Origin of the sequence: Pseudomonas sp. MRSN 12121, from assembly GCF_000931465.1 — a bacterium.
Lineage (GTDB): Bacteria > Pseudomonadota > Gammaproteobacteria > Pseudomonadales > Pseudomonadaceae > Aquipseudomonas.
This window is the reverse complement of the sequence record NZ_CP010892.1, coordinates 2,010,788-2,033,771: the sequence shown is the minus strand read 5'-3', so window position 1 is coordinate 2,033,771 and position 22,984 is coordinate 2,010,788. Positions and strand designations below refer to the sequence as shown.

The following is a 22,984-nucleotide window of genomic DNA, read 5'->3' as shown; positions in this document are numbered from 1 at the left end:
CTTGCACCACTACGACATTGACTGTTGCAAGCTTTAACGGGGCTGATACTCAGTATTTCCTGCGTGCGCGTCACCATGCCTCCCCATGGACGCAGGCATAGACCCAACTACAGGTGACTTGACGGGCCAGCGTATCAATACGCTGGCAAACGCCGTCTACATCCGCCTCATGACTCCCCTCGGGACCTGGTGGAAAGATCCCACTTTGGGTTCTCGCCTGCATGAACTTCGCCGCGAAAAAGACCGTCCTCGGGTTGGCATCCTTGCCAAGCAATACGCCGAGCAGGCCCTCCAGCCACTGCTCGATGACGACCGCGCAAAGGCGATCACCGTAACCGTCGAGCAGCCCCATAACGGCTGGCTCTTTCTACACATTGAAATCATGGACGCCACCGGCAATCCGCAGGTGTTTCGCCAACCTGTAAGGGTGATCTGACATGGCCTATACCTTCCCATCCCTGGAAAGCATTCTCGCGGGCATCCTGCGGGACATTCGCAACGTCCAGGACGAAGCCGACATCGGCACCGACAGCGACCACTACATCCGCTCTGCCGCGATTGCGGCGGCTATTGAGGGGCTGTATCAAAAGATCGGCTGGGTTTACCGTCAAATCTTCCCTGACACCGCTGATGAGGCGGAAGTGATCCATGCTGCCGCCATTCGCGGGGTTCTGCGCAAGGACGCAGTAGCAGCAACCGGGCCAGTGACTTTGACCGGGGCGGTAGGCATCGAGCTGCTGGAGGGAGCCGCCTTTAAGCATGTTGTGACCGGCGAGCCATTCGCCGCTGTATCTAGTGCGACAATTGGCACCGATGACACCGCGACAGTCGTCGTGAAGGCTCAAACAGTCGGTAGCGCACTTAACGGCCTTACCGGCGACCTCGTACTGACCAGTCCCCCACTGGGCATGGATTCGGCAGCGGCATTCAGCGAGCCCACTACCGGCGGCGAGGACCAGGAAAAGGTCGAGTCTCTGTTAGCCAGGCTTCTGGACATTATCCAGAGGCCGCCAGCGGGTGGTGCGGACTATGACTATGAACGCTGGGCCAAAGAGGTTGATGGCGTCACGGACGCCCTGGTACTGCCCAAGCGTCGGGGAGCGGGCACGGTCGACGTTGTCATCACGGCCGGCGCTGGCATTCCATCTGCCGAGGTTATCGCCACCTGTCTGGAGTACATCCTTGGTCAATGTTCTGTCATCGCCGACGTATGGGTTTATGCCCCAACTATTCGCACCGTCGACTCCACCGCCTTAGTGGAGCTGGCCCCCGGTTATCAGCTTGAAGATGTTCAGGTCGCCGCTCAGAAAGCCTATGACGCCTTGCTTGGGGCATTGAGGCCGCGTGAAGCGCTCAAGCGCTCGCAGATCGAAGCCATGGTAAACAACTTGGCAGGCGTCACAGATCGCTCTGTGATAACCCCGGCGAGTAACCTGGCCGCCTCAAGTGATCCGAGCCTGGTCGGCTGGATTCGCCCCGGAACCATCACTCTGGGGCTGCTGGAATGACCACTCTTGCCGACCAGCTCCGACTGTTGCTACCGCCTGTCTCTTATGACGGTACAGCCCCCAATCTATCGGCGGCTATTGAGGCCGAAGCCAACGCCCTGACCCTGGCTGACAACAGTGTCGAGGCGATTTATAGCGCCATCTTCCCCGATACCGGAGAGGGCCTTTCAGATTGGGAGCGAGTGCTTGCTCTGCCTGATCCTTGCCTTCTGGGCGTCTCCCAATCTGTCGGTCAGCGCGTGCAAGCGGTTGTCAGCAAGCTGCAAGGTCGTGGCGGACAGAGCAAGTCCTTCTTTATCGCTCTGGCCAAGAGCCTGGGCTACGACATCACCATCACCACCTTTCGGCCCGCCCGCGCAGGCATTGCGCAAGCGGGAGACCCTATTTATGGCGGCGATTGGGCATTCACATGGCTCGTCAACGCTCCGGCTGTGAGCGTCAGTTACTCCAGAGTCGGGGTCTCTGGAGCAGGAGACCCATTAGCCGCCTGGGGCAATAAGGCTCTTGAATGTCGGCTTCGGCAAATGATGCCCGCCGAATCGATCTTGCTGTTTGGCTACGGAGACAACTGATGAAAAAAATTGGACACAGCACAAATACGGCGAACGCCGGAGGAGAATGGACAGAGGGCAACCCTGGCGCCGGCGTGGGTGCCACTCTGATTAAGGCAGATTGGCTTAACACTGTTCAGCGTGAGCTAGTCGCCGTTGTGGAAGGGGTAGGCCTGGCGCTTGACCCTACCAAAGATAACCAGGTGGTGACCGCGATACGGTCAATTTCCGGCGCTCCTGCTGGAGCTGTCAATGCCAAAATGTCAGTTACTGCGGCAAGCCAGACAGCGACATTTACGGCGGATGAAGTAGTGGTCAAGACTGAAAATGGCGGACAGGCTTGGGTCCTGAAAAACTTTAGTAAAACCGTCAATTTGGCCGTTACTGGTCCTGGCGGAATTGATGTGGGACCAGTCCCGACATCCGGGTTTATAGGCATATACGCAATCTACAACCCAACATCTAACACATCGGCATTGCTCGCGGTGAACGGCAACTTTTTTCTTCCCAACGTTTATCCGGCGTTTAACTTAACGTCGGGGTATGCGGCGTCCGCTCTTGTTAGCGTCTGGCCGGTGAATGGGGTTGCGCAGTTTATGCCGGCCTATCAGGAGGATCGTTCGGTTACCTTCCTAAGAATCGGCGTTCTGAGCGCTACAGCCTTGGCCGGTTCCCTGACAAGCCTTGCTATTGGCGGAGCTGTGCCGCGCAATGCGAAAACCGTGAGTGGTTCAGCAATGTTGGGCGCTTCCTCTGGCACTGGTGGCCTAAGTATGCAACTGGCGGCTGATGCAAACGGTATGGGGCTACAGGTGTTCGGTGGTTATGTGTCAACGAACCAGGGGGTGCCTGGCACCTTTATCGACCTGCCGCTGATCACAAAGCAAGCACTGTTCCACCGTGAGACAAACTCGCAATCTACAGCCGGCTTCACGGTGGATATTTTTGTGTCGGGGTACAAAATATGAAATGCGTTCAGTTTTCTGACGAGGCTCAAACAGAGGTTGTCGCTATTTTTGGATGTGATCAGGACGAAGGCGCTTACCCGCACCTGGGCACTCTTGAAGATGACGATCCGCTGATCATCGCGTTTATGGCACTAGTTGAGTCTGAGCGACCGCCACTGTGATGCCTTCTGTTCGGCGACAGGGGCACGCTGTTGAAGTGCCAAAGAACTCGCAAAACTGCATGATCACAGTGAGTTCAAGCGGTGCCAATCTCGGCGCCAAGTAGTGCCAAATCCGGCGCGCGCTTACACCCGAGCCGTCGAGGCAGCTCCAGGCCTTGGCGCCCTGAAGCACTTTCCTGCCGCGCCAGAAAGCAAAAAACCCCTGGCTTCTCAAGGAAACCAGGGGTTTTTCGTGGATCGAATATGGCGGTTGAGGAGGGATTCGAACCCTCGATACAGTTTCCTGTATACACACTTTCCAGGCGTGCTCCTTAAGCCACTCGGACACCCAACCGTGTCTCGTCAAACCGATTCAGTCTGTCGAGGCGCGCTAATGTAGTCGAAAGCTTTTCCGATGGCAAAGGTTTTTTTCAGAATTTTCATGCGCTTAAGGCATTTCTGCGGATCCGCCCGCCAGGAGAGTGCCGAGGCCATGGCAAACCGGCCAATCTCTGGCCTGGCTGCCAGCCTTATAGAAGGGCCGATACCCACTCCAGCTGGCTGGCTACGCTTGTCAGGCCGCCAAGGGCTGACTCACCGGTCAGTCACAGCGCTTTACCTGACCTGTGGCGGTGGGTAACGTCTGCCCCACTTCAATACAAGGAATTGCGTCATGAGTGAGTTGATCTCTTACCACCTCGAAGACGGTATCGCGACCCTGACCTTGAGCAATGGCAAGGTCAATGCCATTTCCCCGGACGTGATTGCCGCTTTCAACGCCGCACTGGACCAGGCCACTGCCGATCGCGCGGTGGTGATCGTCACCGGGCAGCCAGGCATTCTGTCGGGCGGCTACGACCTGAAGGTGATGACCGCCGGCCCCAAGGAAGCCGTGAGCCTGGTGACCGCCGGTTCGACCCTGGCCCGTCGCCTGCTGTCGCACCCCTTCCCCGTCATCGTCGCCTGCCCTGGGCACGCTGTGGCCAAGGGCGCATTCCTGCTGCTGTCCGCGGATTACCGCATCGGCGTCGAGGGCCCGTTCAGCATCGGCCTGAACGAAGTGCAGATCGGCATGACCATGCACCACGCCGGCATCGAGCTGGCCCGTGACCGCCTGCGTAAATCCGCGCTGCACCGCTCGGTGATCAATGGCGAGATGTTCGACCCGCAAGGCGCGGTGGACGCCGGCTTCCTCGACAAGCTGGTGAGCGCCGAGGAACTGCAAGGCGCGGCCCTGGCCGCAGCCCGGCAACTGAAAAAGATCAACATGACCGCCCACAAGAACACCAAGCTGAAAGTGCGCAAGGCGCTGCTGGAAGCGCTGGACAACGCGATCATCCTCGATCAGGAACACATGGGCTGAAGCCCGGCCCCGTCGCCTGCCAGCCCGGCCTTCGCGCCGGGCTTTTTTCTGCCCCGTGCGCCCGCGAACGCTCTGGCGCGCGGCTGAGCAAAGAGTCGGAAACATGCCCTTAAACATCGGCTATCTCCTTCTTCCCTACAGGTAATTGCCGAAAACAGTGCACATCCGTACACTGCGCCACCTTTTGTCCCCGGTGGGCCTGTAGATGCTGTTTCTGTTTCGTATGTCGTTGATGGGCCTGCATTTTATTGCAGCGGGAATACTCGGCGTGGTGCTGGGGCTGTGCCGCCCGTTCAACCCGGACAACAGCCGCCTGTGCGCCCGCCTGTATGCCTGGCCGGCCATGTGCATCCTGCGCCTGCGGGTCAAGGCCGAGGTCGGGCCGTTGATGAACAAGCCCGACAGCTGCGTGATCGTCGCCAACCACCAGTCCAACTACGACCTGTTCGTGTTCGGCAATGTGGTGCCGCCGCGCACCGTGTGCATTGGCAAGAAAAGCCTGAAATGGGTGCCCTTGTTCGGCCAGCTGTTCTGGCTTGCGGGCAACGTGCTGATCGACCGCGGCAACGCGCATAAGGCACGCCGTTCGATGCTGACCACCACCCACACCCTGCAGCACAAGGACACGTCGATCTGGGTCTTCCCGGAAGGCACCCGCAACCTCGGCGAAGAGCTGCTGCCGTTCAAGAAAGGCGCCTTCCAGATGGCTATCGCCGCGGGCGTGCCGATCGTTCCGGTATGCGCCAGCAGCTATATCCGCCATATGCGCCTCAACCGCTGGCACAGCGGCAAGATCCTGATCCGCTCGCTGCCGGCGATCCCTACCGCGGGCCTGAGCATGGAGGACATGCCAAGGCTGATCGAACAATGCCGCGAACAGATGCGCGCGTGCATCGAGTCGATGGACCGCCAGCTCCAGACCGCCTGAAAACAGCCCGCCGCGCGCGGGCTTTTTCTTGTCCGATGAACTCCGACCTGCGGGCTGACTCTGAACACTCATGAGGCTAAGCTGCACGGTGTTTTCCCCTCATCCGGATAAGAAGAAGCGAACCAGCACCATGGGCAGAGTCGTTGCCGCCGCCGTCTACAGCGCGGGCAAGAAAGTCACCAATATCACCCTCGACGAGGGCGCGGCCTGGGCCGCCAAACCCGGACACTTCGTCTGGATCGGCCTCGAAGAACCCAACGCCCAGGAACTGGCCAACCTGCAACGCCAGTTCAACCTCCATGAACTGGCCATCGAGGACGCGCTGGAAAAACACAGCCGGCCGAAACTCGAAACCTTCGGCGACGCGCTGTTTATCGTCACTTACTCCCCGGTGCGCGAAAACGGCAAGCTGGAGTTCATCGAGACCCACATCTTTGCCGGCAATGGCTACATCATCACTGCCCGCAACGGTCACTCCAAATCCTATTCCGCCGTACGCCAGCGCTGTGAAGCGCGGCCATTGCTGCTCGAGCACGGCGAAGACTTCGTGCTGTACGCGCTGCTGGATTTCGTCACGGAAAACTACCAGCCGGTGAGCGAAGCCATTCACGCCGAGATCGACGAGCTGGAACACAGCGTGTTGTGCAGTGCGCTCAACGAGCGCGATATCCAGCACCTGCACAGCCTGCGTCGCGATGTGCTGCGCCTGCGCCGTCATGTGGCGCCCATGGTGGAGATCAGCGAAGAGCTGCAGAAACTCAGCTTCCCGTTTATCGACAAGAACATGCGCCCCTACTTTCGCGACGTGCAGATCCACGTCACCCGGCAGATGGAAGACCTGGCGACCCTGCGCGACATCGCCAGCCAGACCATCGAGATCGGCGTCCTGCTGGAGGCCTCGCGCCAAAGCGTGGTGCAACGCAAGTTCGCCGCCTGGGCAGCGATCCTCGCGTTCCCGACGGCGGTGGCCGGGATCTATGGGATGAACTTCGACAACATGCCCGAGCTGAAGCTGCATTACGGCTACTTCGGCGTGCTGGCATTCCTGGTGGTGGGATGTACCGGGTTGTGGGCGAGCTTCAAGCGCTCGGGATGGCTTTGAGGCAGATGTATCAGAGATGACGCTATCGCGAGCACGCTTCGCTCCTACAGGGCGCTGAGCGCTTTGCCGGCCTGCTCGCGATACCGAGGATTCAGAGCGAAGCGGCCTGCGGCTTGTGCGCCACGAAACGCATCATCCATTCAGCCACGGTGCTGCCGTGATGAGCCCGGTCCAGGCTGGCGATGCCCTTCTGATAGACCTGTTCGCCCAAGTGCTGCTGACGCAGGTCCAACAGTGCCCGCGAATAGTCATGGATGAACTCCGGGTGCCCCTGGAAGCACAGCACCTGGTCATTGATGTGATAGGCGGCGAACGGGCAGAAATCGCTGGAGGCGATGACCGTGGCGTTTTCCGGCAAGGCGGTGACCTGGTCCTGGTGGCTGATCAACAGCGTCAGTTCCTCCACCACCGGGCTCATCCACGGCGCCTTGGCCGCCAGCTTGTAGTTGTGGGTGCCCACGCCCCACCCCTGGGTCGCGCGCTCGCTCTTGCCGCCCAGCAACAGCGCCAGCAGTTGGTGGCCAAAGCAGATGCCCAGCAGTTTGTCGCCACGCTGGTAGCGGTCCAGCAGGTAGGTCTTGAGGGTTTGAATCCAGGGATCGGTGCCGAAGGAATCGGCCTTGCTCCCGGTGACCAGGTAGGCGTCGAAGCTCAGGTCGTCGCTCGGATAATCGCCCTGCATCACGTTGTAGACGGTGAATTCGGCAGCGATTGGCTGCTGCGAAAACAGGCGCTGGAACATCTGCCCGTATCCCTGGTATTGATCGACCAATTCTGGACGCAGGATGTCGGTTTCCAGAATGCAGATGCGTAGCGACATAAAAAATACCTGACACGATGATGGGAATAATGAACACCCCAGAGCCTGCCTTGAAACACTCGGCCAAGGCAAGCCCCGCGATGCGTCACTTTATCCCCTTCAGGCTCAGAACAGCTGTCCCTTGGCGGCTTTTTCCAACAGCAGCGCCGGCGGCGCGAACCGTTCGCCATATTGCTCGGCCAGGTATTGGGCACGGGCGATGAAGTCTTTCAGGCCGTACTGGTTGATGAACTGCAGGGCACCGCCGGTCCAGGCGGCGAAGCCGATGCCGAAGATCGAGCCGATGTTGGCATCGGCGGTCGAGCGCAACACCCCCTCCTCCACGCAGCGCACAGTCTCGATGGCTTGTACGAACAGCAGGCGATCGCGCACGTCCTGCGCGGGAATCTGCCCGTCGGCCTGCTCGAAGCGGGCTTTCAGCTGGGGCCACAGGTGCTTCTGCCCCGCCGCCGGATACTCGTAGAAACCACCGCCAGCGGCCTTGCCGGCACGCTTGTATTCGTTGAGCAGCAAATCGATCACGGCAAAGGCCGGATGCGCCACCAGCAGCTTGCCTTCGGCCTGCAGGTCCCTGGCGGTCTGTTGGCGGATATGGCTCATCAAGCTCAGGGAAACCTCATCGGAGATCGCCAGCGGGCCGATCGGCATGCCCGCCTTGCGCGCCTCGGTCTCGATCATCGGCGCGGCCACACCCTCGCCGAGCATGGCGATGCCTTCATTGGTGAAGGTGCCGAACACCCGCGATGTGAAGAAGCCGCGGCTGTCGTTGACCACGATCGGGGTCTTTCTGATCTGCAAGACGAAATCGAAACCACGGGCCAGGGTTTCATCGCTGGTGTGCTCGCCCTTGATGATTTCCACCAGGGGCATTTTCTCCACCGGGCTGAAGAAGTGCAGGCCGATGAATTTGCCTTGATCGGGCACCGCCTTGGCCAGGCCACTGATGGGCAGCGTCGAGGTATTGGAAGCGATCACCGCATCGGCGCCGACCACCTGTTGCGCGGCTTTGGAAACCTTGGCCTTGAGTTCGCGATCTTCGTACACCGCCTCGATGATCAGGTCGCATCCGGCCAGGTCGGCCTCCTGCTCCGCAGGGCGGATCCGCGCCAGCGTGGCATCGCGCTGTTCGGCGCTCAACTGGCCACGGGCGACCTTCTTCTCCAGCAGCGCCGCCGAATGCGCCTTGCCCTTCTCGGCCGCGGCCAGGCTGATGTCCTTGAGCACCACCTCGATACCGGCCAGCGCGCTGACATAGGCGATTCCGGCGCCCATCATGCCGGCGCCGAGAATGCCGACTTTCCGGGTCACATAAGGCGCAAAGCCCTGGGGCCGGGAACCGCCGGCGTTGATCTCGTTGAGCTGGAACCAGAAGGTCCCGATCATGTTTTTCGCCACCTGGCCGGTGGTCAGCTCGGTGAAATAGCGGGTCTCGATCAACTGCGCGGTATCGAAATCGACCTGGGCGCCTTCCACCGCGGCGCAGAGAATCTTCTCCGGCGCCGGCAGGCAGCCTTGGGTCTTGCTGCGCAGGATCGACGGCGCGATAGCCAGCATCTGCGCGACTTTCGGGTGCGCCGGCGTGCCGCCGGGGATCTGGTAGCCCGCCACGTCCCAGCGCTGCCTGGCCGCCGGGTTGGCGACTATCCAGGCCTTGGCCTTGGCCAGCAGGTCGTCGCGGTCGCTGGCCAGTTCGTCGATCAGCCCTGCCTGCAACGCCTGTTGCGGACGGACCTTCTTGCCTTCCAGCAGATACGGCAGGGCCTTTTCCAGCCCCAGCATGCGCACCATGCGCACCACACCGCCGCCGCCCGGCAGCAGGCCGAGGGTGACCTCCGGCAGGCCGATCTGCAGGTTCTTGTCGTCCAGGGCGACGCGGTGATGACAGGCCAGGCAGATTTCCCAGCCGCCACCGAGGGCGGCGCCGTTGATCGCCGCCACGACCGGCTTGCCCAGAGTCTCCAGGGCCCGCAACTGGCCCTTGAGGTTCAGCACCATGTCATAGAAGGCCTGAGCCTCGGGCTTGCCGATCTTGATCAGCTCATTGAGATCGCCCCCGGCGAAGAAGGTCTTTTTCGCCGATGTGACAATTACCCCGGCGATCGATTCCTGCTCGGCTTGCAAGCGGGCGACACAGGCGGCCATGGCCTCGCGGTACACCCCGTTCATGGTGTTGGCACTCTGGCCTGGCATATCGATGGTCAGGACGACGATCTGGTCCTGGCCCTTTTCGTAACGGATGGCTTCGGTCATGAAAGTGATTCCTTGAAGTCGGGGCTCAGAGGCGTTCGATGATGGTGGCGATACCCATGCCGCCGCCGACACACAGGGTCGCCAGGCCGTAACGCCGGCCCCGCGCCTCGAGCTCGTCGAGCAGGGTGCCGAGGATCGCGCAGCCGGTCGCGCCCAATGGGTGGCCCATGGCGATGGAGCCGCCATTGACGTTGACCTTGGCCGGATCGATGGCCATGTCCTTGATGAACTTCAACACCACCGAGGCGAAGGCCTCGTTGACCTCGAACAGATCGATGTCCTCGACTCGCAGCCCGGCCTTGGCCAGCGCCTTGCGCGTGGCCGGCGCCGGCCCGGTGAGCATGATGGTCGGATCGGTGCTGGTGACGGCCGTGGCGACAATCCGCGCCCGTGGCTTGAGCCCGAGCGCCAGGCCCTTCGCCTCGGAACCGATGAGCATCAGCGCCGCGCCGTCGACTATCCCGGAGCTGTTGCCTGGCGTATGCACATGGCGGATGCGCTCGACATGGCTGTAGACCCGCAAGGCGGTGGCATCGAACCCCATCTGGCCGATCATCTCGAAACTGGGCTTGAGCTTGCCCAGGCCCTCCAGGGTCGAGTCCGCACGTATGAATTCATCGTGATCCAACAGGACAATGCCGTTCTGGTCCTGCACCGGCACCAGGGACTTGTTGAACGAACCGTTGGCCCGGGCCCGGGCCGCCTTCTGCTGCGACTGCAGGGCGAAGCCATCCACGTCCTCGCGGCTGAAGCCTTCGAGGGTGGCGATCAGGTCCGCGCCGATACCCTGCGGGGTGAAATGGCTGTGCATATTGGTTTGCGGGTCGAGTACCCAGGCCCCGCCGTCGCTGCCCATGGGCACCCGCGACATCGACTCGACGCCGCCGACCACCACCAGGTCCTCGAAACCGGAGCGCACTTTCATCGCACCCAGGTTCACCGCCTCGAGGCCCGAGGCGCAGAAACGGTTGATCTGCACCCCGGCCACGCTGACATCCCAGTCGGCCACCAGCGCCGCGGTCCTGGCGATGTCCGCGCCCTGATCGCCGATGGGCGTCACGCAACCCAGCACGATGTCGTCGACCTGGCTGGTGTCGAGCTCGTTGCGACGCTGCAGGGCATCGAGCAACCCCGCCAGCAGGTTCACCGGTTTGACGCTGTGCAAGGCACCGTCGGCCTTGCCTTTGCCACGGGGGGTGCGTAATGCGTCGAATATCAAAGCCTGGGTCATGACGTCCTCGAACCGCTGTGCAGATGAATGGATGACAGGGCTCCACTCTTGGCCGCGCCAGGCGCGGATTCAATGACCGATGCGCTCACTGACCTTGACGGTCACGCTCAGACGAACGGTAGTGAGCTAAGGGATCGCCTTTGGCCGCTGGCGGATGTGTCTAGACAGAGGGCGAGCAAGAAGATGGCACAACGCCTCATGCCTGTTTGAAAGGCTTTTTTCATTAGCTGATATGAAATGGATCTAAGCCAAGGGTTACAAGGCCCCTAAGGTAGGAGCTGTAGGTAGTGAATCGTTGCAGCCGGGTCTTGCCGGTGCACGCGCAAGAAAAGGGACACATCGCCTGACTCTGACCCTGCGACCAGAGCGAAGAGACAGGCATGCATTTGATGTTCAGGAATAACAACAAAAGGCATTCAGCCATGTTCAAGCATTCGAAAGTTCGTCAAGCGGGGCTCATTCTGTTCGCCACCACCTTGCTGCTGATCTTGCCGAATCTCACCAAAGTGATCGGCTAGAGGCGTGGGCATTCCGTCACGCCATTGCATCCTTGCGCTCCGGTTCACTACCGGGGCGGGCGCTTGTGTGCCACTCTTCCTGACATCGCGGCCGCGCTGAATCAGCGTAACGTCGCGCCTTTCAGAAAACTGGAGACGGGCTGTACGCGGCCCTCTCCACCTTGCGACGGACAGCGATCAATTGAAATCTCTCATTCTCCTGTGCAGCGCGCTGCTGCTCACCACGCCCGCGCACGCCGCGCAATTGACCCTGGAACTGGGCGCCGACAGCCGCACCTGGCAGACCGAGGAACTGCTCAAGCACCCACAGGCACGCAACATCAAGATCAAGGATGACGTGTCGTACAAGCGCGACATGAATTACCGCGCACTGCCTGTCTCGGCCCTGCTCACCGGCATCCGCGCCGACGACCACCTACAGGCGGTCGCCCTGGACGGCTTCGCCGCCGAAATGCCCGCCGCGCCGCTGCTCAACACAGCTGGTGCCCAGGCCTGGCTGGCCATCGAAGATCCGGCCAAGCCCTGGCCTCCCCTGGCCGAGGGCAAGCCCAGCGCCGGACCGTTCTACCTGGTGTGGACTCACCCCCAGGCCGGGCATATCAGTCCAGAGCAATGGCCGTTCCAGGTCGCCAGCATCAAACGCCTGGCAGCGGTGGCCGAACGTTTCCCGGCACTGCTCCCGGACCCGAAACTGGCCGCCACCGACCCGGTGAACCGGGGCTTCGCCCTGTTCCAGAAGAACTGCCTGGCCTGCCATCGCCTCAACGGCGCCGGCGATTCGCAGTTCGGTCCCGACCTGAATATCCCCTACAACCCCACCGAGTACTTCGGTGCGGACTTTCTCAAGCGCTATATCCGTGATCCGCAAAGCCTGCGCCGCTGGCCGCAGGCGAAGATGCCGGGCTTCTCCAGCAGCGTACTGCCGGACGCCGAGCTGGAGCTGCTGCTGGGTTACCTGAAGCATATGGCGGGGCGCAAGCAGTCTGGGCAATGACCTGCGCACGACCACAGCCTGGCAATGCCTATCGAGGGCATAGCCAGACTTGATTTCACCGTTACGGCAAAACTACGCAGAATTCATCGCAACAGCTCACATGACTTCTGCGCAGCGCGAAGTCGATGCTCCCCCTTCATGGCGCCACTGGCAGCCGGGTCCGGAATGTCCCGACCGGTTTCCTCTCCTTACCGGTCTTCCCTTTTGGCCACCCTCAGCGGGTGGCCTTTTTTTTGCCCTTTTTTGTAGGAGCGAGGCTTGCCCGCGATAAGGCCGACGCGGTTTTGCCGGAATACCGCGTCATCCTTATCGCGCGCAAGCTGCGCTCCTACAGGTCCTGGTGGCAAAAACGCAATCGGCCGACCCGAAGGTCAGCCGATGCTGAGTCTTGACGCTATTCATAAGCCCTACACGAGTCGCCCTCGAACCTCCTGCTTCACGCCCCAGCCTTCTATGATCCCGCCCAAGGGGGCAACCACCGCTTCGAAGTCCTGTTCGAAGTCCCCGATGCCGCCATAGGTGGCGTACATCACCTTGCTCAGCTCCAGGTACCAGGCGCCGTCATCGCGCACACTGACCTGGGCATTCAAGGATTCACCGCGAAACTGTCCTGCCGCCCTGCGTGCCCGCTCCTCGTCCGGGAAAACAGCGTAGAACTCGATGGGATGGAATCGTGAAAAGTCGAAACCGCCTTCTTTCATGCGGCGCAGCACGCTGCTGCTGATGTCTTCTTGATAGGCTGTGCTCATGAAACGTCCTCCTCAAACCGATGGATAGACTTTCCGTACTCCCTGCCTGCCACCGCACGGTGCAGGCCCGCGGCGAGAAGATCGCCGCCAGGAAACAAGCATGTAGCTGACAAGACCAGACCTTAGCGATTCATTCGCTGATCTCGAATCCAGAGTAGCGCCAAGACACTGACACTGCCAAGACCTGGTTCAAGCTCCAACGAGCTTTATGCATAAGGGATCAAATGGGCTGGATACTGAGGATCTGGATACTGTGCTGGTATTTCAGGTTCTTGACTGTGGGCTCGGCCGTGCGCCCTTCCAGGTCATTGAGGTCAAGTTCCGCCGGAACCGGCAGGAGCTTTGCGCGAATCAATTGTGCCGCCCGTTCCATGCTGGGCTGTTGCTCACAGTCGAATTGCTCCACTGACTGGACACCATGATCGTCGACGAAAACGATTTGCCATTTTTGCATCAAGTGCCTCCTGGGAAGAGTCCATGAATGGACCCACAAGATGTCGACCCTGGCGCATGGATAATCGTTCGGACGGGGGATAAAAAAGGCTGCCTATTGGCAGCCTTTCTTGTTTACGCCAGCGCTTATTTCTCAGCGCGCGCCTTCAAGGCCTTGAGGGTATTGAACGGCGCATCCACGACGAATTTGTTGGACAACCACGACGGCACGCTGCCGCCAGGATCGGTATGCACCTGATAGGTCACTTCGATCTGGTCCGCGCCCTTGGGCACGAACTTCCAGAAGCCTTCGACCTGGGCCACGCGCACGAAACCTTTTTCCTCGGGAATGTAGGTCGGTACGCCTTCGAGCTTGCGGATCAGGCTGCCATCGGCGCCTTCGCTGGTGGTGACATGCAGCACCGAATCCCGCGCCGTAACCGGCCAAGGGGTGTTGAACTGGGTATAGGTCCAGCTCTGGTCGCCTTCGTGCTTGAGCAGCTTCTGCGACTTGCACTCATGGATCCAGGCGCAGGCACCGGCCACATCCTCCTGCAGGGCGCGCAACTTGGCCATGGTGGTCTTCATGGTGGTCACGCCCCGGTAGGCCTTGTATTTGGAACCGGCCACTTCACTCAAGGAGACCTTGATGCCGTCTTCATCCTTGGCCGTTTGCCAATCTTCGGCGTGGGCCGTTGCCGACAGTAGAACGGTCAACCCACAGAGCACAGCAATTCGATGCAGCGAACCCATTGTCTTATTCCTTATTGTTGAAGTTCCGATCATTGAAACACTTCACGCCGCCGTCATTTGCTCCCACCAGCCGATCAAGCGGATAGCCTCTTCCCGATCGCTGCCGCACACCTCGACATCCGGCTGGAACCCACCACATACGGCTGGCCGTTCGGGCAGGCCGAACAAGCCGCACAGCTGTTCGACAGAAAGATGGATGCAACGTTCTCCGGCCGGCTTGCCATGGGGCATTCCGGGAATCGGGCTACTGATGGAAGGGGCGATGCAACAGGCGCCACAGCCTTCACGGCAATTCATGACGACAAGCTCCTCACGGCGGGCAATGTATTGAAATGGCGCGGACTAGAGTAACCGCTAAAACAGCCGTTTGAAATTGGCCGCGAGCGGGTTTTTAGGTTCAGGTTCGCGTGACTGACCAGTCTCCGACAAAGCGTCGGCGCAACAGGTCACAGTCGGGGCGGGGTTTACTGCTTGAACTCGAAATCCAGCGCCGCGCCTTCGATGTCACGTCGCTCGTCGTTGCGCAGTTGCAATTGCATTTCGTTGCTCAGCAAGCGGCCGTTGAGCTGGAACGGACTGTCATCCTTGGGCTTTTCGCCGAACATCGGTGGCAGTAACGGGATGCGCTTGGGCTGGTTGACGGTACCGATCGGTTGCAGCTGCTTGACCATTTCCGGGGGCAGGCTCAAATCCACCTTGGCCGAGGGCAAAGGCGTCCTGGCGATCTCGCTGGCAGACTTGGATTTGGAAGCGATCGGCGCACGCCTCTTCACCGGTTTGGGCTTGCTGGTGGCGGCAGCCTTCTTCACGGGTGCAGCCTTTTTCACAGGAGCCGGCTTCTGCGTCTTGTGCTCAGCCGTGCTCGCCACCTTTTCCGGACCCGGGGCAGCCATCGCGCCGCCAATGCCCACGGCACCCAACGCACAGACCAACACCCAGGCAATAGGAAAAATCGCTTTCATAAAAAGACAATGGATCAGCGGCAAAGAGCCATATGCTCGCTTTTTGACTGCTCGAAAACAAGCACGACCGCCGATCCGTCAAAAACCGCCCGTAGCCTCCAGGCACAGTTGGCTGGCCAACATGCCCAGGGTCATCAAGGCCCGCTCGGCCTCGCGGTTCCAGGGAGTGCCGCAATTGAGGCGGATGCAGTGGTTGAACTGCTCGGTATTACTGAAGATCAACCCCGGCGCGATACTGATGCCCTGCTGCAACGCCCGGACATGCAATTCCTGGGTATTGACCCGCCCTGGCAGGCTGACCCAGAGAATGAAACCGCCATTGGGACGGGTAATCTGCGTGCCCTCCGGAAAATACTGCTGCACCGCCAGCTGAAAGGCGCTGAGGTTCTTGCGGTACTCCTGGCGGATGAAGCGCAGGTGCCGGTCGTAGCCGCCGTTCTCCAGGTAGGCCGCAACGCCCATCTGGGTCACGCTGCAGGCCGAGTGAGTGCTGAACGTCTGCAGGCGCTGGATTTCCTGCTGGTACTTGCCGGCAATCATCCAGCCGATGCGCACCCCGGGCGACAGGGTCTTGGAAAAGCTCGAGCAGTAGATCACCCGGTCCAGCCGGTCATAGGCTTTCAATGCCTTGGTACGCCCTACCTCGAACATCAATTCGCCGTAGATATCGTCCTCGACCACCTGGATATCGAAGTCCGAGGCCAGGCGCAGCAGTTGCTTCTGGCGTTCTTCCGGCATGGTGCCGCCCAAGGGATTGCTCAGGCGCGTGGTCAGGACCAAGGCCTTGATCGACCACTGGTTGGCCGCCAGTTGCAGCGCCTCCAGGCTCATGCCGGTGGAAGGGTCGCTGGGGATCTCGATGACCTTGAGCCCCAGCAGGTCGGCCAGTTGCAGCAAGCCGTAATAGGTCGGCGACTCCGCGGCGATCAGGTCGCCCGGACGGGTCAGCACGCGCAACGACATCTGCAGCGCGTCCACGCAGCCATGGGTAATCACCACTTCCGACGGGTCGACCACCACGCCGGCATCGCGCATGCGGATGGCGACCTGGCGGCGCAGCGGCTCGAAGCCGGGACTGAACATGTAGCTGAACGCCCGCGGGCTGTGAAACCGGGTGACCTTGGCCAGTTGCTGGTGTAGCGCCCGCACCGGCAGGTAATCGACACTCGGCACCGCGGCGCCTAACGGAAACACGCCTTCGCGGCGCGACTCCACCAATACCTGGTGAATGATGCTGCTGCGCGTTACCAGGCCCGGCCTTTCGACCCGGGCGATGTCCGGGGTCGGCGCGGTCAGCGCCGGGGTCTGGTGCACGTAGTAGCCCGACTGCGGACGGGCCCGGATCAGGCCCTGATCCTCGAGATTGGCATACGCCTGGAGCACCGTCGCATGGCTGACATTGAGCTGCGAGCTCATCTTGCGTACCGAGGGTACGCGCTCTCCCGGCTGGTACACACCACGACGGATATCCTCAGCCAGCTGCTGAGCGATACGTTGATAAAGCAAGAGATTGGTCATGACGCTGCACTCGATTTCACCGGCATTTTATTGTTGTGGATGACGATACCGGAACAGTTCATAAGTGTACTGGGACAGTTGCCACAATAGTCGACGGTACAGGGCGGTGTCAGCAAAAACTGTACTGTTCTGTGTACCAATCGTCAGGCACAAAAAAACCCGGCTCCTGAAGGAAGCCGGGTTTCTGAACTATCGCTGCCTTAGCGAGCCGCGCCGAGCTGGCCCTGCTCGTCGGAGAAGACGATTTCCACCCGACGGTTCTGCGCCCGCCCACGTTCCGAGGCATTGGCCTCGACCGGGTATTCATCGCCGTAACCTTCGACCTGGACGCGTTTCTCCTCGACGCCCAGGTCCACCAGGATGTCGGCCACGGACTGCGCCCGATCGCGGGACAGTTTCAGATTGCTCTGCTTGTCGCCGGTGTTGTCCGTATAACCCTCGATCCGCACCACGCGCTTGGGGTTCAGCTGGAGGAACTGCACGACCTTTAGCACGGTGCGATTGGCCGAGCTTTTCAGCTCCGCTTCACCGGTATCGAACAGCACGTCGCCCAGGGTCATCACCAGCCCGCGATCGGTCTGGGTGGTGGCCAGGTTGATGATCTGCTCCTCCAGCCACTTGCCCTGCTGCTGCACGCTCACCAGCTTGGCCTCGCGCAGGGCCAGTTGCAGGCGCTGGCGCTCCAGTTCGAGCTTGGCCGCCTGCTCCTGATTCAATGCCTGATTGGTGTGCTCGCGGGCAATTTCGCTGTAGCGCTGGCTGAGGTAGGCGTAATGCACCACATCGCCACCGCTGCCCCAGTAGCTGGACAGACGATCGGCCCGGGCCAGGGACTCACCGGCACGGATCACATCCTTGGGGGCGATGCGCAGCACGTTGGAGTCTTCCTTGACCTTCTGGAAGTCTTCGCTGGCCTGTTCCAAGGCTGCGTCGCTGCGCTGCCCGGCACAGCCATAGAGACCGGCAAAGGCGATCAACAGGGCGCCACTCAAGACGCGGGTCAGGCGAGTCATTGGGCATCTCCCAGTTGCTTGCGCAGGCGAGTGATGCGGGTCTGGAGCATGTTCAGTTGTTCCTGGCTCTTGAGGGTCAGGACCCGTGCTTCGGCCAGGCGCGCATCCAGCTCCGCTTGCTCGGCACGCATGCGCGCATGCTTGAACGACTGTTCCTGCATGTTGCGCTGCGCCCGGGCGAATTTGTCTTCGGCCAGCTTCAGCTCCGGCACGTCTTCGGCCGTGGCCCCCACGGCCTTGGCCTGGGCCAGGGTCTGTTCGGTCAGGCGCATTTGTTCATTCGGCGCCGGATCGGCTGCGCAACCCGCCAGAGCCAGGACGGCCAGGGCAGCGAAAAGAGGTCGAATACTCACAAGAAATCCCTACTGTTTTGGGGTGCTGACAGGCTGCTGCAATTGCGCCTTCCAACGCTCGAGATTGCGCTGCAACACGGCTTCCGTCAGACCGGACGCGGGCAATTCTGTCATCTTTTTCGCCAACTGTCCGCGCAACCATGGGTCGTTGCAGGCGGAGTTGTGCGAGACGGCCAGGAACAGGCCGGGTTTGTCGGCGGGCTGCGGAAATGCCAGCAGATCATTGGCCATGCCCAGCGACTGGGCCAGGGCCGTGCCGGCATAACGCCCGGCCAGTACGTACTCCACCTCCCCCAGCAAGAGCTTCTGGAAGGCCTGGGTCAGGTTCGGCATGCGGGTCAGGTTCAACTGCTCCTTGGCGAAGGCGTCGAACGATGGCGTCAAGCGCGCCCTTTCCGACAACGCACCACTGTGTCCGTGCAGGTCCGACGGCTGGCTGTAGCTCAGCGTCGAGCCTTTACGGGTCCAGACCAGGAAATCGTTTTCCAGCAGCGGCGGATGGATATAGTCCAGGGCTTCCAGCTCGCTTACCGTCAGCGGCGCGTCGGCCAGCATGTCCATCCGCCCGCTGCGCACTTCGTCCAGGGCCGCCGAGCGTTTGCCGGCGTATAGCAGTTCGACCTTGATCCCCAGATCCTTCGCCACCTGCTGCAACAGCTCGGCGCTGGCGCCAATCAGGTGGTCGGGGTCCTGCGGGTCGCGCCATAAATAGGGCGGGGCATCCGGGCTGCCGGTCACCACCAGGCGCTCGCATTTACCGGCGGCCATCGACGACAACGGCAGCAGCGTCAGTCCCAGCAGCAGCGACAAGCCACCCAGGCGGCGCAGATCCATGGCGAAATTCTCCCACTCGCATTCCAGACAATAAAAAGCCCGGCCAAAAGACCGGGCTCTTTATAAGTGAAGCCGCTGGATTAGACCAGCTTCTCCAGCTCAGGTACGGCTTCGAACAAGTCCGCCACCAGGCCGTAATCGGCGACCTGGAAGATCGGTGCTTCTTCATCCTTGTTGATCGCCACGATCACCTTGGAGTCTTTCATGCCGGCCAGGTGCTGGATCGCGCCGGAGATACCGACGGCGATGTACAGCTGTGGCGCAACGATCTTGCCGGTCTGGCCGACCTGCATGTCGTTCGGTACGAAACCTGCGTCGACCGCGGCGCGCGAAGCGCCCACGGCAGCGCCCAGCTTGTCGGCCAGGGCGTACAGGTGCTTGAAGTTGTCGCCGTTCTGCATGCCGCGGCCGCCGGAAACGACGATCTTGGCAGCGGTCAGTTCAGGACGGTCGGACTTGGCCAGCTCTTCGCCGACGAAGCTCGACTTGCCGGCATCGTGAGCGGCAGCCACCGCTTCCACGGCGGCCGAACCGCCTTCGGCGGCAACCGGGTCGAAACCGGTGGCGCGCACGGTGATGACTTTCACGGCGGCGTTCGATTGCACGGTAGCGATGGCGTTACCGGCATAGATCGGACGCTTGAAGGTGTCGGCGCTTTCTACCGAGATGATCTCGGAGATCTGGTCGACGTCCAGTTGGGCGGCAACCCGCGGCAGGATGTTTTTACCGTTGGACGTGGCGGCGGCCAGGATGTGGCTGTAGCCCTTGCCCAACTCGGCAACCAGCGGTGCAACGTTTTCCGGCAGCTGATGCGCGTAAGCGGCGTTGTCAGCGTTCAGGACCTTGCTCACGCCAGCGATTTTCGCGGCGGCTTCAGCCACGGCGCCAGCGCCCTGGCCGGCAACCAGCACGTGGATGTCGCCGCCGATTTTGGCAGCGGCAGCAACGGTGTTCAGGGTGGCCGGGGCCAGCGCCTTGTTGTCGTGTTCGGCGATTACCAAGATAGTCATAGTCAGATTACCTTCGCTTCGTTTTTCAGTTTCTCGACCAGTTCAGCGACCGACTTGACCTTGATACCCGCGCTGCGTGCAGCCGGTGCTTCGACTTTCAGGGTCTTGTTGGTCGAGGCGGTGGAAACGCCCAAAGCGTCCGGAGTCAGCGTCTCGAGAGGCTTCTTCTTGGCTTTCATGATGTTTGGCAGGGACGCGTAGCGCGGCTCGTTCAAACGCAGGTCGGTGGTGACGATCGCCGGCAGGCTCAGCGAAACGGTCTGCAGGCCGCCGTCGATTTCACGGGTCACGGCAACCTTGTCGCCCTCAACGATGACCTTGGAGGCGAAGGTGCCTTGAGCGTAGCCGCTCAGGGCCGCCAGCATCTGGCCGGTCTGGTTGTTGTCGCTGTCGATGGCTTGCTTGCCAAGGATCACCAGTTGCGGCTGTTCCTTGTCGACCACGGCCTTGAGCAGCTTGGCCACGGCCAGGGAGTTCAGTTCATCGGCGGATTCGACGAGGATGGCACGATCGGCACCCAGCGCCAGGGCGGTACGCAGTTGCTCTTGAGCAGTAGCAGGACCGATGGAGACGACGACGATTTCAGTCGCTACGCCCTTCTCTTTCAGGCGTACGGCTTCTTCCACTGCGATTTCGCAGAAAGGGTTCATCGACATCTTGACGTTGGCGAGGTCGACGCCGGAATTGTCCGCCTTGACGCGAACCTTGACGTTGTAATCGACAACGCGTTTGACAGCTACAAGAACCTTCATGGATTCCTCGTTACTCTCCGGTGAAAAGAAAGTCGCCTAGGCGAACCTGGCGGTTGATGCTCATCGGGCACAAGGGCACCTCTAAAAACGCTGACATTGCCCCTTGGGACAGCAGACAGATGACCTTGCTCACGGGATGATGACCGTTCGTCAGTGGCGACTGACCGGTCATTCTTTATCGCGGCATGTAAACTGCGCGTTGCGTCACCTTGTGTACTGCCTTCGCCCTGTCTTTAGAGGTGCTCTTGAAACCAACAGTCAGCCTACGGCGAGCGCAAAACCGACCGTATCTTGACCGGAACGCCTATTCTGGTCAATACGGCAAAATAGTCAGTCATAAGCCGCGTTTCTCTGATTCTACACGGGCTCCAGCAAATTCAAACAAACGTTTGTATTGGACGCTAAGAGTGGTGTAGATATAATGCGCCGCCTAGAGAAAAAGGCGGGTCGTTCATTGTCCCCTCCCCTGTCCGGCGGAGAAAACCATCGATGCGACACCCAACCTCCAATTAGAAAAAACCGTTGAGCCTTGAGTAGGAGATAGCCTAGTGGAACGCGAATACATGGAATTCGACGTGGTCATCGTCGGTGCCGGCCCCGCTGGCTTGTCCGCCGCCTGCCGACTGAAGCAGAAGGCCGCCGAAGCCGGTAAGGAAATCAGCGTCTGCGTGGTCGAGAAAGGCTCCGAAGTCGGTGCTCACATTCTGTCCGGTGCCGTGTTCGAACCACGCGCCCTGAACGAGCTGTTCCCGGACTGGAAGGCGCTCGGTGCGCCACTGAACACGCCGGTCACGCGCGATGACATCTATGTCCTGAAGAACCCCGACAGCGCGCAGAAAATTCCTGACTTCTTTGTGCCCAAGACCATGCACAACGAAGGCAACTACATCATCTCCCTCGGTAACCTGTGCCGCTGGCTGGCCCAGCAGGCCGAGAACCTGGGCGTGGAAATCTACCCGGGTTTCGCCGCCCAGGAAGCCTTGTTCGACGAGAACGGCGTGGTCCGCGGGATCATCACCGGCGACCTGGGTGTCGACCGCGAAGGCAACCCGAAGGAAGGCCTCTACACCCCCGGCATGGAACTGCGCGGCAAGTACACCCTGTTCGCCGAAGGCTGCCGTGGCCATATCGGCAAGCAGTTGATCAAGCGCTTCAACCTGGACAGCGACGCCGACGCCCAGCACTACGGCATCGGTCTCAAGGAAATCTGGGAAATCGACCCGGCCAAGCATCAGCCAGGCCTGGTGGTGCACACCGCCGGCTGGCCGCTGGACATCATGGGTACCGAGAACACCGGCGGCTCCTTCCTCTATCACCTGGAAAACAACCAGGTGGTGGTCGGCCTGATCGTCGACCTGTCCTACAGCAATACCTACCTGTCGCCCTTCGACGAATTCCAGCGCCTCAAGCACCACCCGGTGCTCAAGCAGTACCTGGAAGGCGGCAAGCGCGTCAGCTACGGCGCACGGGCCATCTGCAAAGGCGGCCTGAACTCGCTGCCGAAGATGGTGTTCAAGGGCGGTGCGCTGATCGGTTGCGACCTGGGCACCCTGAACTTCGCCAAGATCAAGGGCAGCCACACCGCCATGAAGTCCGGCATGCTCGCCGCCGACGCCGTGGCCGATGCGCTGTTCGCCGGCTCCGAGGGCGCCGACGAATTGAACACCTATGTCGAAGCGTTCAAGTCCAGCTGGCTGTACGAGGAACTGTTCGCCAGCCGCAACTTCGGCCCGGCGATCCACAAGTACGGCGCAATCCTCGGCGGCGGCTTCAACTGGGTCGACCAGAACCTGTTCGGCGGCAAGCTGCCGTTCACCCTGCACGACACCAAGCCGGACTACGCCTGCCTGAAGCTCGCGGCGGACTGCAAGAAGATCGACTACCCGAAACCGGACGGCAAGCTCAGCTTCGACAAGTTGAGCTCGGTGTTCATCTCCGGTACCAACCATGAAGAAGAGCAGCCTTGCCACCTGAAGCTGACCGATCCGAGCATTCCGCTGAACAAGAACCTGCCGCTGTACGACGAACCGGCGCAGCGCTACTGCCCGGCCGGTGTGTATGAGGTGATCACCAAGGAAGACGGCGAGAAGCGCTTCCAGATCAACGCCCAGAACTGCGTGCACTGCAAGACGTGCGACATCAAGGACCCGGCCCAGAACATCACCTGGGTCACGCCGGAAGGCGCGGGCGGCCCGACTTACCCGAACATGTAAGACCAACGCTTGAAGAAAAAAG

Annotated in this window: 23 protein-coding genes and 1 tRNA gene; 9 read left to right on the top strand and 15 right to left on the bottom strand. The window is 60.8% G+C overall.

Translation table 11 applies throughout. The annotated features are described in order from the left end of the window. The first annotated feature begins 85 nt into the window (after nucleotides 1-85). Genes TO66_RS09270 through TO66_RS33225 form a run of 4 tightly spaced genes read left to right on the top strand, consistent with a single transcriptional unit; the run spans nucleotide 86 to nucleotide 3,027 of the window. A complete protein-coding gene (locus tag TO66_RS09270; RefSeq protein ID WP_044462055.1) occupies nucleotides 86-436 on the top strand; it encodes a phage GP46 family protein in 351 nt (116 codons plus the stop codon). A gap of 1 nt (nucleotide 437) precedes the next feature. After that, nucleotides 438-1,508, top strand: coding sequence for a baseplate J/gp47 family protein (locus TO66_RS09265; RefSeq protein WP_044462054.1), 1,071 nt, complete (start codon nucleotides 438-440; stop codon nucleotides 1,506-1,508). Continuing rightward, nucleotides 1,505-2,080, top strand: coding sequence for a YmfQ family protein (locus tag TO66_RS09260; RefSeq protein WP_044462053.1), 576 nt, complete (start codon nucleotides 1,505-1,507; stop codon nucleotides 2,078-2,080). The genes TO66_RS09265 and TO66_RS09260 overlap by 4 nt, the downstream gene beginning before the upstream one ends. Next, nucleotides 2,080-3,027, top strand: a complete 948-nt coding sequence (locus TO66_RS33225) for a hypothetical protein (protein WP_156162047.1) — start codon at nucleotides 2,080-2,082, stop codon at nucleotides 3,025-3,027. The genes TO66_RS09260 and TO66_RS33225 overlap by 1 nt, the downstream gene beginning before the upstream one ends. A gap of 405 nt (nucleotides 3,028-3,432) precedes the next feature. Here TO66_RS33225 and TO66_RS09250 read toward each other — a convergent pair. Beyond that, nucleotides 3,433-3,522 (bottom strand) — tRNA-Ser (locus TO66_RS09250). A 318-nt stretch (nucleotides 3,523-3,840) separates the two neighbouring features. Here TO66_RS09250 and TO66_RS09245 point away from each other — a divergent pair. From TO66_RS09245 to TO66_RS09235, 3 genes are all read left to right on the top strand, one after another. Next, nucleotides 3,841-4,530, top strand: a complete 690-nt coding sequence (locus TO66_RS09245; protein ID WP_044462051.1) for a crotonase/enoyl-CoA hydratase family protein — start codon at nucleotides 3,841-3,843, stop codon at nucleotides 4,528-4,530. A gap of 205 nt (nucleotides 4,531-4,735) precedes the next feature. Continuing rightward, a complete protein-coding gene (locus TO66_RS09240; protein ID WP_044462050.1) occupies nucleotides 4,736-5,458 on the top strand; it encodes a 1-acyl-sn-glycerol-3-phosphate acyltransferase in 723 nt (240 codons plus the stop codon). Nucleotides 5,459-5,588: 130 nt separating this feature from the next. Then, nucleotides 5,589-6,560 carry a magnesium and cobalt transport protein CorA gene (locus tag TO66_RS09235; RefSeq protein WP_044462049.1) on the top strand — a complete coding sequence of 324 codons (972 nt, stop codon included), beginning with the start codon at nucleotides 5,589-5,591 and terminating at the stop codon, nucleotides 6,558-6,560. 91 nt (nucleotides 6,561-6,651) lie between these two features. On the opposite strand, the gene TO66_RS09230 is transcribed toward TO66_RS09235, so the two are convergent. The 3 genes from TO66_RS09230 to TO66_RS09220 form a co-directional block, all read right to left on the bottom strand. After that, on the bottom strand, nucleotides 6,652-7,380 hold the full coding sequence (locus TO66_RS09230; protein WP_044462048.1) for an amidotransferase: 729 nt from the start codon (nucleotides 7,378-7,380) through the stop codon (nucleotides 6,652-6,654). A gap of 105 nt (nucleotides 7,381-7,485) precedes the next feature. Then, on the bottom strand, nucleotides 7,486-9,630 hold the full coding sequence (locus TO66_RS09225) for a 3-hydroxyacyl-CoA dehydrogenase NAD-binding domain-containing protein (protein ID WP_044462047.1): 2,145 nt from the start codon (nucleotides 9,628-9,630) through the stop codon (nucleotides 7,486-7,488). A gap of 25 nt (nucleotides 9,631-9,655) precedes the next feature. After that, the gene (locus tag TO66_RS09220) at nucleotides 9,656-10,861 is read right to left on the bottom strand and encodes an acetyl-CoA C-acetyltransferase (protein WP_044462046.1); all 1,206 of its coding nucleotides are present in this window, start codon (nucleotides 10,859-10,861) and stop codon (nucleotides 9,656-9,658) included. A gap of 699 nt (nucleotides 10,862-11,560) precedes the next feature. Here TO66_RS09220 and TO66_RS09215 point away from each other — a divergent pair. Continuing rightward, the gene (locus TO66_RS09215) at nucleotides 11,561-12,373 is read left to right on the top strand and encodes a cytochrome c (RefSeq protein ID WP_044462045.1); all 813 of its coding nucleotides are present in this window, start codon (nucleotides 11,561-11,563) and stop codon (nucleotides 12,371-12,373) included. A gap of 407 nt (nucleotides 12,374-12,780) precedes the next feature. Here TO66_RS09215 and TO66_RS09210 read toward each other — a convergent pair whose 3' ends face one another. The 11 genes from TO66_RS09210 to TO66_RS09160 form a co-directional block, all read right to left on the bottom strand. Beyond that, entirely contained in the window at nucleotides 12,781-13,122 is a 342-nt protein-coding gene (locus TO66_RS09210) for a ribonuclease E inhibitor RraB (RefSeq protein ID WP_044462044.1), read from the bottom strand. A 220-nt stretch (nucleotides 13,123-13,342) separates the two neighbouring features. Continuing rightward, on the bottom strand, nucleotides 13,343-13,576 hold the full coding sequence (locus tag TO66_RS09205) for a hypothetical protein (RefSeq protein ID WP_044462043.1): 234 nt from the start codon (nucleotides 13,574-13,576) through the stop codon (nucleotides 13,343-13,345). A gap of 125 nt (nucleotides 13,577-13,701) precedes the next feature. Then, a complete protein-coding gene (locus tag TO66_RS09200) occupies nucleotides 13,702-14,307 on the bottom strand; it encodes an START domain-containing protein (protein ID WP_044462042.1) in 606 nt (201 codons plus the stop codon). Between the two features lie 42 nt (nucleotides 14,308-14,349). Further along, entirely contained in the window at nucleotides 14,350-14,604 is a 255-nt protein-coding gene (locus TO66_RS32360) for a YkgJ family cysteine cluster protein (protein WP_080925997.1), read from the bottom strand. 167 nt (nucleotides 14,605-14,771) lie between these two features. Further along, entirely contained in the window at nucleotides 14,772-15,269 is a 498-nt protein-coding gene (locus tag TO66_RS09190; RefSeq protein WP_044462040.1) for a hypothetical protein, read from the bottom strand. A 78-nt stretch (nucleotides 15,270-15,347) separates the two neighbouring features. Then, a complete protein-coding gene (locus TO66_RS09185) occupies nucleotides 15,348-16,787 on the bottom strand; it encodes a PLP-dependent aminotransferase family protein (protein ID WP_044462039.1) in 1,440 nt (479 codons plus the stop codon). Nucleotides 16,788-16,987: 200 nt separating this feature from the next. Beyond that, nucleotides 16,988-17,800 carry an OmpA family protein gene (locus tag TO66_RS09180; protein ID WP_044462038.1) on the bottom strand — a complete coding sequence of 271 codons (813 nt, stop codon included), beginning with the start codon at nucleotides 17,798-17,800 and terminating at the stop codon, nucleotides 16,988-16,990. After that, nucleotides 17,797-18,153 (bottom strand): DUF4398 domain-containing protein, encoded by a 357-nt coding sequence (locus TO66_RS09175; RefSeq protein ID WP_044462037.1) that lies wholly within the window; start codon nucleotides 18,151-18,153, stop codon nucleotides 17,797-17,799. The genes TO66_RS09180 and TO66_RS09175 overlap by 4 nt, the downstream gene beginning before the upstream one ends. Before the next feature lie 9 nt (nucleotides 18,154-18,162). Beyond that, nucleotides 18,163-18,987: an ABC transporter substrate-binding protein gene (locus TO66_RS09170; RefSeq protein ID WP_044462036.1), complete on the bottom strand. Its 825-nt coding sequence runs from the start codon at nucleotides 18,985-18,987 to the stop codon at nucleotides 18,163-18,165. Between the two features lie 80 nt (nucleotides 18,988-19,067). Next, entirely contained in the window at nucleotides 19,068-19,997 is a 930-nt protein-coding gene (locus TO66_RS09165) for an electron transfer flavoprotein subunit alpha/FixB family protein (RefSeq protein ID WP_044462035.1), read from the bottom strand. 2 nt (nucleotides 19,998-19,999) lie between these two features. Further along, a complete protein-coding gene (locus TO66_RS09160; protein ID WP_044462034.1) occupies nucleotides 20,000-20,749 on the bottom strand; it encodes an electron transfer flavoprotein subunit beta/FixA family protein in 750 nt (249 codons plus the stop codon). A gap of 548 nt (nucleotides 20,750-21,297) precedes the next feature. Here TO66_RS09160 and TO66_RS09155 point away from each other — a divergent pair. Then, nucleotides 21,298-22,962: an electron transfer flavoprotein-ubiquinone oxidoreductase gene (locus TO66_RS09155; protein WP_044462033.1), complete on the top strand. Its 1,665-nt coding sequence runs from the start codon at nucleotides 21,298-21,300 to the stop codon at nucleotides 22,960-22,962. The last annotated feature ends 22 nt before the right edge of the window (nucleotides 22,963-22,984 follow it).